General features: G+C 67.5%; 9 protein-coding genes and 1 pseudogene. 5 read left to right on the plus strand and 5 right to left on the minus strand.

Annotated elements, in window-relative coordinates:
- Positions 1–16 precede the first annotated feature (16 nt).
- From ACQEVO_RS01355 to ACQEVO_RS01370, 4 genes and pseudogenes are all read right to left on the minus strand, one after another.
- Positions 17–1,483 carry an FAD-dependent oxidoreductase gene (locus ACQEVO_RS01355; protein WP_432907941.1) on the minus strand — a complete coding sequence of 489 codons (1,467 nt, stop codon included), beginning with the start codon at positions 1,481–1,483 and terminating at the stop codon, positions 17–19.
- A 215-nt stretch (positions 1,484–1,698) separates the two neighbouring features.
- Positions 1,699–2,562 (minus strand): annotated as a pseudogene (locus ACQEVO_RS01360) (NAD(P)-dependent oxidoreductase); the annotation flags it as partial.
- Positions 2,562–3,311, minus strand: coding sequence for an SDR family oxidoreductase (locus tag ACQEVO_RS01365; RefSeq protein ID WP_432907944.1), 750 nt, complete (start codon positions 3,309–3,311; stop codon positions 2,562–2,564). The gene ACQEVO_RS01365 and the pseudogene ACQEVO_RS01360, both read right to left, overlap by 1 nt.
- A gap of 66 nt (positions 3,312–3,377) precedes the next feature.
- Positions 3,378–4,847, minus strand: coding sequence for an aldehyde dehydrogenase (locus ACQEVO_RS01370; RefSeq protein ID WP_432907946.1), 1,470 nt, complete (start codon positions 4,845–4,847; stop codon positions 3,378–3,380).
- A 311-nt stretch (positions 4,848–5,158) separates the two neighbouring features.
- Here ACQEVO_RS01370 and ACQEVO_RS01375 point away from each other — a divergent pair, with 311 nt between their 5' ends.
- The 5 genes from ACQEVO_RS01375 to ACQEVO_RS01395 all read left to right on the plus strand — a co-directional run bounded on the left by ACQEVO_RS01375 (position 5,159) and on the right by ACQEVO_RS01395 (position 10,305).
- The gene (locus ACQEVO_RS01375) at positions 5,159–6,364 is read left to right on the plus strand and encodes a cytochrome P450 (protein WP_432907949.1); all 1,206 of its coding nucleotides are present in this window, start codon (positions 5,159–5,161) and stop codon (positions 6,362–6,364) included.
- Positions 6,364–7,164: an SDR family oxidoreductase gene (locus tag ACQEVO_RS01380; protein ID WP_432907952.1), complete on the plus strand. Its 801-nt coding sequence runs from the start codon at positions 6,364–6,366 to the stop codon at positions 7,162–7,164. Before ACQEVO_RS01375 ends, ACQEVO_RS01380 begins: the two co-directional genes overlap by 1 nt.
- Complete coding sequence (locus ACQEVO_RS01385) at positions 7,164–8,387, plus strand: cytochrome P450 (protein WP_432907954.1); 1,224 nt, start codon at positions 7,164–7,166, stop codon at positions 8,385–8,387. The genes ACQEVO_RS01380 and ACQEVO_RS01385 overlap by 1 nt, the downstream gene beginning before the upstream one ends.
- Positions 8,384–8,869 (plus strand): glutathione peroxidase, encoded by a 486-nt coding sequence (locus ACQEVO_RS01390; protein ID WP_432907957.1) that lies wholly within the window; start codon positions 8,384–8,386, stop codon positions 8,867–8,869. The genes ACQEVO_RS01385 and ACQEVO_RS01390 overlap by 4 nt, the downstream gene beginning before the upstream one ends.
- 311 nt (positions 8,870–9,180) lie before the next feature.
- Complete coding sequence (locus tag ACQEVO_RS01395) at positions 9,181–10,305, plus strand: MCE family protein (protein WP_432922215.1); 1,125 nt, start codon at positions 9,181–9,183, stop codon at positions 10,303–10,305.
- Between the two features lie 816 nt (positions 10,306–11,121).
- Here ACQEVO_RS01395 and ACQEVO_RS01400 read toward each other — a convergent pair.
- Entirely contained in the window at positions 11,122–12,057 is a 936-nt protein-coding gene (locus ACQEVO_RS01400; RefSeq protein ID WP_432907959.1) for a TauD/TfdA dioxygenase family protein, read from the minus strand.
- Positions 12,058–12,132: the final 75 nt, after the last annotated feature.

Raw genomic sequence — 12,132 nt, forward strand, 5'->3', positions numbered from 1 at the left:
GTCCGACAGTACCGTTTCACGCCTTCGCGGCGGCAATCCCGGCCCGGCGGCCGTAGAAGCTGCCGTCGCCCAGCGAGGTTCCGCTGGCATACCCGCCCGCGCAGACACCCGAGGTGCAGCGGCCCGCCGCGAACAGGCCGGCGATCGGACTACCGTCGACGTGCAGCACCCGCGAATCCAGGTCGGTGCGCAACCCGCCCAGCGTGAAACCCGCGGTGAACCCGCGCATATCGAAGGCCGCGAACGGGCCCTCGAGCGGTTTGGTCCATTCGGGTTTCTTGCCGAGCAGTGGGTCGCGCCCGTCTGCGGCGTGTTTGTTGTACAGCTCGACGGTGGTCTGCAGGGCGAGTTCGGGCAGGCCGATATCGGATTCGAGTTCGGCGATGGTTTCGGCGGCCCAGGTGGGTGGCTGCCGGAAGAACGGGGTGGAGGTCTCGGTGGTCAGCGATTCCTCGTAGGCGGCCTCGCCGATGATCAGATACGCCTGGTTCTCCTGGTGGAACAGCGTCATCTGCCCGATCCGGCCGGGATAGGTGTCCTCGGGGACGTAGCGCTGGCCGCGGCCGTTGACCAGAATGCCGCGCGCCATCATCTGGGGGTCACCGAAGAACGCGACCTCGGTGGCATCCATATGCGCCAGATCGGCGCCCAGGGCCTGGGCCACCCGGATGGCGATCCCGTCGTGCTCCTCGATGGCGGCACCCGGCCGGCCGATGAGCCGCGGCGCGAAACCCTCGATCATCTGGTCGTGATAGGCGAAACTACCGGTGGCCAGGACGACGCCGCGTTCGGCGCGGATGGTCAGTTCCTTGCCGTACTGTTTGGCGAGCACGCCGACCACCCGGTCGCCGTCGACGATCAGCCGCTGGATACGGGTGTCGTATTCGGCGCTCACCCCGAGCTTTTCGGCGGTTTCGGCGAGCGGTTTCATCAGCATGTAGCCGCCGCCCTTGGAACCGGTCCGTTTGTTGCTCATCTGCGGGACGTGGCCGCGCGGTGCCGGATCGGCCACCGTGTTGAACGGTGCCGCGTTCTCCCCGCCGGAATACATGAGGCCTTCGTCGTGCGGAGGTTCCCAGCCGGGTTCACCCCAGAACTCTTCTTTGAACGGCACCCCGTTGGCGACCAGCCATTCGTAGTGTTCGACGCTGCCGCGGCAATAATCGGCGATCTTCTCGCGGTCCACGCCCGGCCCCAGCGCGGCGACCATGAATTTCTCCATGTTCTCCGGGCTGTCCTCGAAGCCCAGCGCACGCTGCAACGGTGTGCCGCCGCCGAGGTAGATGAATCCGCCGGCCAGCGCCGCCGCCCCGCCCCAGCCGCTGGTGCGTTCCAGGATCAGCACCTGTGCGCCGGCCCGCGCGGCCTCGATCGAGGCGCAGACCCCGGCGATCCCGTACCCGGCGACCAGCACATCGGTGGTGCGGTCCCATGCGGTGACCTCGGCGGCGGCCAGCGGGCGGAGGGTGGTGGCGTCGGCCATTATTCGGAGTCCTTACTGTCGTTCTGTGCCGCAGCGCCCTGCGGTCCGTCGGCGGCCACGTCGTGCCCGGCCGCGGTCGCAGTGTCCCGTCCGGCGGCGGTGGTGCCTGCGCGCTCGGCGATGGTGCCACGGGTCGCGTGCCCCGCGGCGTCGTGGTCCCGCTGAGCGGCACCCGGCTTCGCCGCGGCGACCGTGCCCTGACGGGTGGCGGCGACCGTGCCCTGCCCGACCCCCAGGCCGTCGCCGAACCGCGCCAGCGCGAGTTCGGCCAGCGGTAGTTCGGTACCGATCCGGCGGCCGAGATCCAGTGCCAGGGACAGGTCCTTCTCCCCGAGTTCTCGTACGTGGGTAAGGATGGGCAGCCAGAAATCGCCCTCCTCGATGGGTGCGGTGGTATCGCGCAGCATGATCGAACCCGCCCCGCCGGTCACCGCGTCGGAGTGGCGGACCACCTTGCCGAGTGCGGTGATATCGAGTCCGGCGGTCTCGGCCAGCCGCTGCGCCTCGGTGGCGGCGGTGAACGAGATGAAATGCAACAGGTTGCGGGCCAGCTTCATCCGGGTCCCGGCCCCGACCTCGCCCGCGTGCACGACCAGATCGGCGAAGCAGCCGAAGGGTTCCCGTACCGCGGCCACCGCACTCTCGCTGCCGCCGACCATCACCGCCAGCCGTCCACTGTTGGCACCGGCGGCGCCGCCGCTGATCGGGGCGTCGACCAGCTCCACACCGCGTTCGGCGCACAACCGGGCGAATTCGACGGCCGATTCGTCGCCGATGGTGGAATGCACGGCCACCACGGTGCCGGGTGCGGCGCTGCTCAGTACGCCGTTGTCCCCGGTCAGGACGGTGCGGACCTGCTGGTCGTTCACCACCGCGATACAGACCACACCGCATTTCGCCGCGAGTTCGGCCGGACTGGCGGCCGCCTCGGCGCCCGCGTCGGTGAAGGGCTGCACGGCCTCGGGCCGGGTATCGCAGACGGTGAGCCCGCCGGACCAGTCCAGCAGCTTCTTCGCCATCGGCGCGCCCATATCGCCCAGGCCGATGAAGCCCACCCGGGTGCCGCCGCCGGAGCTCATCAGCGGATCACCTGACCGCCGTCGACGCAGAAGATCTGCCCGGTGACCCATTTCGCGTCGTCGGACAGCAGATACAGCAGTGCGCCGGCCATATCCTCCGGCGTCCCCATCCGCTTGAGCGGCAGCCGCTTCACCATATCCTTGACCATGTTCTCCGGCGTGGTGGTCTTGGTGGCCTCGGTATCGGTGGGGCCGGGGGCGATCGCGTTGATCCGGATATTCGAGCCGCCGAGTTCGGTGGCCAGCTGCTGGGTGAGGCCGTTGATACCGACCTTGGCCAGCCCGTAGAAACCGCTGTACACCCAGGCGGCCGTGGAGGACTGGTTCACGATCGAGCCGCCGCCGTTCGCGGCCATGTTCTCCCAGACCGCGCGGGTCATGACCAGCGCACCGTCCAGGTTCACCGACATGAACTTCTTGTAGTAGTCCCACGGCACGGTGAGCAGCAGATCGAGTTTCATCCCGCCGTAGATGGCGGCGTTGTTGACCAGGTGGTCGATCTTGCCGTACTTCTCGACGGTGAAATCGGCCAGCGCCTTCGCCGATTCGGGATCGGAGACGTCGACCGGATGGAACGACGCGGTACCGCCGTCGGCGACGATCTTCTCGGCGACGGCCGTACCGCCTTCGGCGTTGAGGTCCGCGACGACGACCGACGCGCCTTCGGCGGCCAGCGCTTGCGCGTACACCTCACCGATACCGCGTGCGGCGCCGGTGACGATGGCGGTCCTGCCGGTGAAACGAGCCATGGGATCGAGCTCCTCGCTACTGTGGTAAAGCCTGGTGGGAAAGGTTTTTCGGGCGGGGTCGCGCGCTTACAGCGCGGTGGCGACGAGCTTGGTCTCGAGATACTCCTCGAATCCGGCGACCCCCATCTCGCGGCCGATTCCGGACTGTTTGTAGCCGCCGAACGGAGCGTCGGCGCTGTACCACATACCGCCGTTGACGCCGAGCGTTCCGGTGCGCACCCCGTCGGTCACCCGCCGGATCCGTTCGGGGTCCTTACCCCAGACCGCGCCCGACAGGCCGTACGGGGAATCGTTGGCGATCCGGACGGCGTCGTCGTCACCGTCGTAGGGCAGCACCACCAGAACCGGGCCGAAGATCTCCTCCTGGGCCGCTTTGGCGCTGTTGTCCAGATCGGCGATGACGGTGGGTTCGACGAAGAATCCGCGGTCCCGGTCGGCCGGTTTGCCGCCACCGGTCACGATCCGGCCGCCGTCGGCGCGGGCACTGTCGATATAGCCGAGTACGCGCGACCGCTGCCGGTCGGAGATCACCGGGCCGCAGACGGTGCCCGGGTTCGTCGGGTCGCCGGGGCGGATTCCGCCCATGGTCGCCGCCGCGGCCTCGAGCGCCTCGTCGTACCGGGCGCGCGGTACCAGCAGCCGCGTGGACAGGGCGCAGCCCTGGCCGGCGTGCACGCACAGGGAGAAACCGGCATAGCTCACGGCGGTGCCCAGGTCGGCATCGTCGAGCACGATGAATGCCGACTTCCCGCCCAGCTCGAGGAAGGTTTTCTTGAGGTTCGCCGCGGCCGAGGCCATCACGGCGCGGCCGGTACCGGTGGAACCGGTGAAACTGATCAGGTCGACCCGCGGGTCACCGGAGAGCTGTGCGCCCAGCGCATGGTCCGACGAGGTGACGATATTGACCACACCGGCCGGGATATCGGTCTCCTCGGTGATGATCGAACCGAGCGCCGCCGCGCACCACGGGGTGTCGGGGGCGGGTTTGAGGACGATGGTGTTGCCCGCGGCCAGCGCCGGTCCCAGTTTGGCGAAGTTGATCTGGTGCGGGAAGTTCCACGGGGTGATCGCCCCGACCACACCCACGGCTTCGCGGCGGATCACCCGCTGGGTACGGATCCCCATCGGCGCCGCTTCACCCAGTTCGGTTTCCCATTCGTAGTCCGCGGCCAGCCGGGTGGCGAAGCTCAGATCCTCGATCGGGCCCTCGAGCTGGGGGCCACTGGTGAACATGATCGGCGCGCCGACCTCGGCGACGGTGATCTCGCGCAGCTCGTCCGCGTGTGCCTTCAGCGCCGTCTGCAACTGTTCCAGGCAGCGCACCCGGAAGGCGTGGTCGCGTGACCAATCGGTCTCGTCGAAGGCGGTGCGGGCGGCGGCGACGGCGGCGTTCATATCGGCCGCGTCCGCATCGGCCGCGGTGCCGATGACCTCTTCGGTCGCCGGGTTCACATTGTCGAACACGCCGTTACCGCCGGCGACGAGGCTACCGCCGATCAGTAGTCGGGAGCTGTCGCCGGGCAGAAGACTGTTCATGAAAGACCCCAATACTGTCTGGACAGGTGTATGGAATATAGTCCGGACTCTTCTGGTAGTGCAAGAACTGGTTCTATCCTCGCGCGCTCCCCGCCGATCGTGCCCGATCCCGCCTCGCGATGCGCGCGACGGGCGGATCACGGCCCCGACCCCGGCATATTCGCGCAGTTGACCGGTCGATTCCCGTACGATCATTGTCGCAACGGCCCGCCACTGGTACCGTCCAGACACATGTCCAGCTATGTGTCTCCCCTCGGCGAGCGCACCGTCCCGCCCGGCGAGAACTCGTTATCGAAACAGAGGTGGATCCGATGACGGCAGCATCGTTGGAGCCGGTGACCTTCGACCCGTACGACTACGCCTTTCACGAGGACCCGTACCCGACATACGCCCGGCTGCGCGCGGAGGCACCGCTCTATCACAACCCGGAACTCGACTTCTACGCCCTGTCCCGGCACGCCGACGTGACCAATGCGTTCCGCAATGCCACGCAGCTGTCGAATGCCAACGGGGTCTCCCTCGACCCCGCCGCGTGGGGTCCCGATGCCCATCGCACCATGTCCTTCCTGGCCATGGACGATCCGCGGCATATGCGGATGCGGCGCCTGGTGTTCAAGGGTTTCACCCCGAAACGGGTCGCGGATATGGAAGAGCGTATCCACGAACTGACCCTCGAATACCTGGTCCCGGCCCTGGAACGCGGTGAGTTCGACTGGATCGAGGAGGTCGCCGGCAAACTGCCGATGGACGTCATCTCCGAGATGATGGGTGTCCCGGCCGCCGACCGTGCCGAGATCCGCCGGATGGCCGATATGGTCATGCACCGCGAGGACGGGGTCACCGATGTCCCGGACTCGGCGATCGAGGCCTCGCTGAACCTGGTCGTCTACTACGCGAACATGGTCGCCGAGCGCCGCGAGAAGCCCACCGACGATCTCACCTCCGCGCTGCTGGACGCCGAGATCGACGGCGATTCGCTCACCGACGACGAGATCATCGGATTCATGTTCCTGATGGTCGTGGCCGGTAACGAGACCACCACCAAACTGCTCGGCAACGCGCTGTACTGGGCCGCTCACAATCCGGAGCAGTACGCCAAGGTCGCCGCGGATCCGGAGCGCGTCTCGGATTGGGTCGAGGAGACCCTGCGCTACGACACCTCCAGCCAGATGGTCGCGCGGACCGCCACCGAGGATCTGGAATACCACGGCAAGGTGATCCCGGCCGGATCGAAGGTGCTGCTGCTGATCGGTTCGGCCAACCGTGACGCCGAAGTGTTCGACGACGGCGACAGCTACGACCTGGACCGCCCGGAGAAGGGCAATCTGGCCAGCTTCGGCGCCGGGGTGCATTTCTGCCTGGGTGCTCACCTGGCCCGGCTGGAGGCCACCGTCGCCCTGCGCGAATTCGCTTCGCGCGTGCAGTCCTACCGGGTGCGCGAGGACGGTATCGAGCGCGTGCACTCGAGCAATGTGCGGGGCTTCGCCAAGCTCCCGATCACCGTGGAGGTGCGGTAATGCCCCGGTTCGAACCCCATCCCGAGAAACGGGCCACCATCGTGGCCGGTGCGTCGTCCGGTATCGGCGCGGCCACCGCGGTGGAACTGGCCGCGCAGGGACATCCGGTGGCGCTCGGCGCGCGCCGGGTGGAAATTCTCGAGGAGCTGGCCGGCAAGATCCGCGCCGACGGCGGGACGGCCTTCGCGCATCGGCTCGACGTCACCGATCAGTCTTCCGTGGACGAATTCGTGGCCGCGGCCGAGGCCGCGATCGGCCCTACCGAGATCCTGGTCTCCGGTGCCGGCGATATCGAGTTCTCGCTCGTCCAGGATATGGAGCCCGCCGATTTCGCCCATCAGGTGCAGATCCATCTGATCGGTGCGCACCGGATGGCGCATGCCGTGCTGCCCGGTATGCTCGCGCGCCGCCGCGGCGATATCGTGCTGATCAGCTCGGATTGCGCCCCCACCCCGCGCCCGTGGCAGGGCGCCTACAGCGCGGCCAAGGCGGGGGTCGAGGCCATGGCGCAGCAGATGCGGATGGAACTCGAGGGCACCGGTATCCGGGCCTCCCTGGTACGGCCCGGCCAGACGTCGACCGGTATGGGAATGAACGCCACCCCCGAGGTCATCGGCCCGCTGCTGGAGTCCTGGCAGCACTGGGGCCTGGCGCGGCACCCGTACATGCTGCGCGCGAGCGATCTGGCGCGGGCGGTCTCGGCGGTCGTCGGTACGCCGCGCGGAGCTCATCTGGTGCTGGTCGAGGTGCAGCCGGAGGCGCCGCTGCGTCCGCTGCCGGACGAAGGGAAGGAATCCTGATGACAACCGCACTGCCTCCGGGTTTCGATTTCACCGACCCGGGTCTGTGGGAGCAGCGCAGCCCGGTCGAGGAGTTCGCGATGCTGCGCCGGACCGCGCCGGTGTGGTGGAACGCCCAGACCGACGAGGCCTCGGGTGGTTTCAACGACGGCGGGTACTGGGTGGTGAGCACCCTCGAAGACGTCAAGGAACTGTCCCGTAACCCGGAGCTGTACTCGTCGCAGCAGAAAGGTTCCATCGTCCGGCTGCCCGGTGACATCACGCCCGACCAGATGGCGCTGACCGGTGCGCTGCTGGTGAACATGGACCCGCCCAAGCATTCGAAGGTGCGCCGGATCGTCGCCAAGGGGTTCACGCCCCGTGCGGTGGAGGGGCTGCGGGACGCCCTCACCGAACGGGCGCACCGGATCGTGCACGAGGCGAAGAAAACCGGCGGCGGCGATTTCGTCACCCAGGTCGCCTGCGAACTGCCCCTGCAGGCGATCGCCGAACTGCTCGGGGTGCCGCAGGAGGACCGCCGCAAGGTCTTCGACTGGTCGAACCAGATGCTCAACTACGACGACCCGGAATACGGCGACCCCACCGTCGCGTCCGCGGAGATCCTCGGCTACGCCTGGAACATGGCCGAGCAGCGCCGCGGCTGCCCGGCCGACGATATCGTCACCCAGCTCGTCAACGCCGACGTCGACGGTGACGGCCTGGCCTCCGACGAATTCGGCTTCTTCGTCATCCTGCTGGCGGTCGCCGGGAACGAGACCACCCGCAACGCCATCACCCACGGGATGAAGGCGTTCGTGGACAACCCCGAACAGTGGCAGCTCTACCGGGAGCAGCGCCCGCGGACCGCGCCCGACGAGATCGTGCGCTGGGCGACCCCGGTGACCGCGTTCCAGCGCACCGCCACCGCGGACCATGTGCTGGGCGGGCAGGAGATCAAGAAGGGGCAGCGCCTCGGATTGTTCTACAGCTCGGCCAATTTCGACGAGGCCGGCTTCGAGAATCCGTTCACTTTCGATATCCTGCGCGATCCCAATCCGCACGTCGGGTTCGGCGGTACCGGCACCCACTACTGCGTGGGCGCCAACCTGGCCCGTCTGGAAATCGACCTGATGTTCAACGCGATCGCCGACGCCATGCCCGACCTGAAATCCGTCTCGGATCCGGTACGGTTGCGATCGGGGTGGATCAACGGAATCAAGAGTTGGCAGGTGCGCTACGAATGAACGTCCGAGATATTCCGGTGAACACATTGTCGGGTTCGGCCACCACGCTCGGTGAGCTGGTGGGTGACCGGGCGGTGCTGCTGGTCAATGTCGCGTCGAAATGTGGTCTGACACCGCAGTACACCGGTTTGGTGGAACTGCAGAAGACCTATGGCGACCGCGGTTTCAGCGTCGTCGGCTTCCCGTGTAACCAGTTCATGGGGCAGGAGCCGGGCACCGCCGAGGAGATCGCGCAGTTCTGCTCGACCACCTACGGGGTGGATTTCCCCCTGCTCGAGAAGGCGGATGTGAACGGCGATAACCGGCATCCGCTGTACCGGGAGGTCGTCGAGACCCCTGACGCCGAGGGTGCCGCCGGCGATGTGCAGTGGAACTTCGAGAAGTTCCTGATCAACCGGGACGGTACGGTGGCGGGCCGGTTCCGGCCGACCACCGCGCCCGATGCGGACACGCTGGTCGCGGCGATCGAGAAAGCGCTGTAACCGATGCCCTGACGGCTTATGATCGAGGCCCGCTCACCACCAGTGGTGAGCGGGCCTTTTTCACTTTCTACCTGCGCAAATGCCGTGCCGCGGCGAAATCCGGGCGCATTCGGTGAAAACCGTACCGCCGGGGTCGAATCAGCCATAACATGGACAACTGTCTGGACATAAATCCGGTTCTGTTCGGCGCGCCGGGGCGCCGAACGTCGCAAGGCAGGTGAGTGGTGGTACCCATACCCGACCGGTCCGATCAACAAACGACACTGCGCAAGATCTGGGCGGCCGTGCAGTACAAGCTCGCGGCGCTGGCCATGGTCGCGATGCTGGTACTGGTCGTGGCCGTCTCGCTGACGATGTTTCTCGGCGGCTTCACCCCGGAAAAACACGTCGCCGTGGTGGTCCCGCGCAGCGGGCTGGTGATGGACCCCGACGCCAAGGTGAAATTCCGCGGCGCGGAGATCGGCCGCGTGGGATCGGTCGAATCGGAGAACGGGCAGGTGCGGCTCGAACTCGACCTGAACCCCGACCTGATGCCGCTGGTCCCCGGCAATGCGCTCGTGGATATCCGCTCCACCACGGTGTTCGGTGCCAAATACGTGAATTTCGTCGAACCCGCCGACCCCGCGGGCCGATTGCGCCCCGGCCAGGAATTGCGCGGCGAATCGGTGACCGTCGAATTCAATACGCTGTTCGAACGGCTCACCGAAGTACTCGATATGGTCGAGCCCGCGAAACTCAACGCCACCCTCACCGCACTTGGCACCGCCCTGCAAGGGCGCGGCGAACAACTCGGCGATCTGCTGGTGAACGCAGACAAACTGTTGCGGGAGATCAACCCGAGCATGCCGGCACTCCGACACGATTTCCAGGCCACCGCCGCGGTCACCGACCTCTACGCCGATACCGCGCCCGACCTGCTCCGCACCGTGGACAACGCCACCGTGCTCAGCCATACCCTCACCGAGAACGAACAGAACTTCGACACGTTGCTGCTGGAGACGATCGGCCTGGCCGATACCACCGGGGCGGTACTGGCGGAGAACGAATCGAACCTGGTCACCGCACTCGATCTGCTGCGGCCCACCAGCGAACTGCTCAACGAGTACAAACCGGCCCTGAGCTGCGTGATCCGGGGTATCGCCAAGGCCATGCCGCTGGCCGAGGATCTGTTCGGCGGGCGCAATCCGGGCGCCTCGTTCAACGCGAGCTTCATGTACGGCGCACCCGCCTACGCCTACCCCGAAGACCTGCCCAAGGTCGCGGCGACCGGCGGGCCGCGCTGTGACGGCGTCGTGGAGCGGGTACCGGGCAGCCACGCCGACTACGTGGTCACCGATACCTCGGAGGTGCACCCGTTCATTCCGTCGACCCGGATCTTCCAGAACCATCCGACGGTGTTCGAGGTCCTGTTCGCCGGTATGCCGGGTATGCGCTGACCCGCCCGCCGGGAGGCCGGTGAGGAGCTACCCCGGGGCGGTGGAGGCCGCCGATGCTCGGGTGGGACGGTGGCCGGTTCCGGCCGGGGGGTGAGCGTCGCGCGCCCGCCCCTCAGCGCCCGCCAGGGCGGCAAGTAGACGGATACCCGGGAGCCGGTCGCTTCTCCGGGTCAGGGCGCGCGGAGGTCGGGTGCGTTCGCCGGCTGACCCGGGCCGGGGCGGACACACATCACACCGCCACACGGCTTATCGGTGAGTGCCGCCGGATTCGGGTGCACGGTCGGGCGCCGGTGTGCCGGCGCCCGCAACTCGTCGCGCCGGCGACCACGCGGACCGCGGGCGGTGCGGTGCCGCCTCAACGAGTCGCCTCCGCCCAGCGGGCTTCCGCACCTGCTGGACCTGTGAGAACCCGCATTGTTGTCCCGCTGCGGGTGCGCGTGGAGGCGCTGACGGAGCCGGAGCCGGCCACCGTATCGAACGGTGTCTCGACGGGCAGATCTGTCGGTGGCCGGTAGTGCATAGACATAGTGTCGCTCATCGTCGGCCGGGACGGTGTCACCGGGTTTGCCGGGAAGGTCGTACATCACGGCGCGACCAGCGGTCGGACAGGATCGGGTGGGCTCGACCAGCCGGCCCATATCCAGGGGAAACACCGTGCGTGGCGACTTGCGGCCGTGCCGTCGGCGCGCGAGCGTCGAGCTTGCGGATCCGAACAGTAGCTCGCCGGGCCGGCGCCGTGGCCGGCGACGCTGTGCGTCGAATCCGGTGAAACGGTTGTGCCGAGCCCGGCGAGGTCCTTGGGGTAGGGCGGTGGGTTCAAGAGGCCAGCGGCTGCGGCTGCTCGATCACCGAATAGTGCTCGGCGTTCCCGGTCAGCGGTGTGCTCGGGCGGCCGTCCACGCCGACCGGGATATCGCCGGCGAGGGTGATGCGGGTGAGCCGGCGGGGCTGGTTGTCGTAATCACTGATCGCGTAGTGCTGGGTGGCCCGGTTGTCCCAGATCGCGACATCACCGAGCGACCAGTTCCAGCGCACCGTGTTCTCCAGCCGGGTCACCCGGTCCTGGAACAGGCGGAACAGGGTCTGTGACTCGGTGGTCGAGAAACCCACGAAGTTCTTCACGAAATGCCCGAGCAGCAGGGCACGCTCGCCGCTCTCCGGGTGGACCCGCACCACCGGATGCTCGGTTTCGTACAGCGACGATTCGAACTCGGCGCGGTGCTCGCGGGCCTTGGCGTCCGGCTGCTGACCGTGGCGGGCCGCATAGTCGTAGACATTCGTGTGTACCGCGCGCAGGCTTTCCGCCAGCTGCCGCAGCGGTTCGGGCAGCGAGTTGTAGGCGGCGACGGTGGAGGCCCAGGTGGTGGAGCCGCCGTACGACGGGAGGGTCACCGCACGCAGGATCGAGGCCTTCGGGATCCGGTCCACGAAGGTGACATCGGTGTGCCAGCTGTTGGCGGCGCCGTATTCGGAGTCGATGGCGAGGGTCTTCTCACCGTGCGAGGTCACCGTGGGATGCGGAGTGGTCGGGCTGCCCAGCAGTTCGGCGAACTCGTACTGGCCGTCCTCGGTCAGCTGGTCCTGGCCGCGGAAGAAGACCACCTTGTGCTCCACCAGCGCGCTACGGATCACCTCCACGGCGGCCGGGCCGAGATCGCCGCCGAGCCGGACGCCGTCGATCCGGGCACCGATCTCGGCTCCCAGCTTGGCCACGACGGGGAGTGCGGTGGGAGAAGTGTTTTCGGATGTCATGGAGTACCTCACGGCTCGCAGCGGTTGATAACGCTTCCCGAGCACACCATCGGCCCCGTCCGCCGGAAAGGTTTG

Source organism: Nocardia sp. CA-290969 (assembly GCF_050936135.1).
Lineage (GTDB): Bacteria > Actinomycetota > Actinomycetes > Mycobacteriales > Mycobacteriaceae > Nocardia.

What these genes read in the sequence shown, in the direction of transcription:
- ACQEVO_RS01370 (WP_432907946.1), bottom strand. Translation starts at nt 4,847, where the DNA reads ATGAACAGTCTTCTGCCCGGCGACAGCTCCCGACTACTGATCGGCGGT.
- ACQEVO_RS01400 (WP_432907959.1), bottom strand. Translation starts at nt 12,057, where the DNA reads ATGACATCCGAAAACACTTCTCCCACCGCACTCCCCGTCGTGGCCAAG.
- ACQEVO_RS01395 (WP_432922215.1), top strand. Translation starts at nt 9,181, where the DNA reads ATGGTCGCGATGCTGGTACTGGTCGTGGCCGTCTCGCTGACGATGTTT.
- ACQEVO_RS01355 (WP_432907941.1), bottom strand. Translation starts at nt 1,483, where the DNA reads ATGGCCGACGCCACCACCCTCCGCCCGCTGGCCGCCGCCGAGGTCACC.
- ACQEVO_RS01375 (WP_432907949.1), top strand. Translation starts at nt 5,159, where the DNA reads ATGACGGCAGCATCGTTGGAGCCGGTGACCTTCGACCCGTACGACTAC.
- ACQEVO_RS01365 (WP_432907944.1), bottom strand. Translation starts at nt 3,311, where the DNA reads ATGGCTCGTTTCACCGGCAGGACCGCCATCGTCACCGGCGCCGCACGC.
- ACQEVO_RS01385 (WP_432907954.1), top strand. Translation starts at nt 7,164, where the DNA reads ATGACAACCGCACTGCCTCCGGGTTTCGATTTCACCGACCCGGGTCTG.
- ACQEVO_RS01390 (WP_432907957.1), top strand. Translation starts at nt 8,384, where the DNA reads ATGAACGTCCGAGATATTCCGGTGAACACATTGTCGGGTTCGGCCACC.
- ACQEVO_RS01380 (WP_432907952.1), top strand. Translation starts at nt 6,364, where the DNA reads ATGCCCCGGTTCGAACCCCATCCCGAGAAACGGGCCACCATCGTGGCC.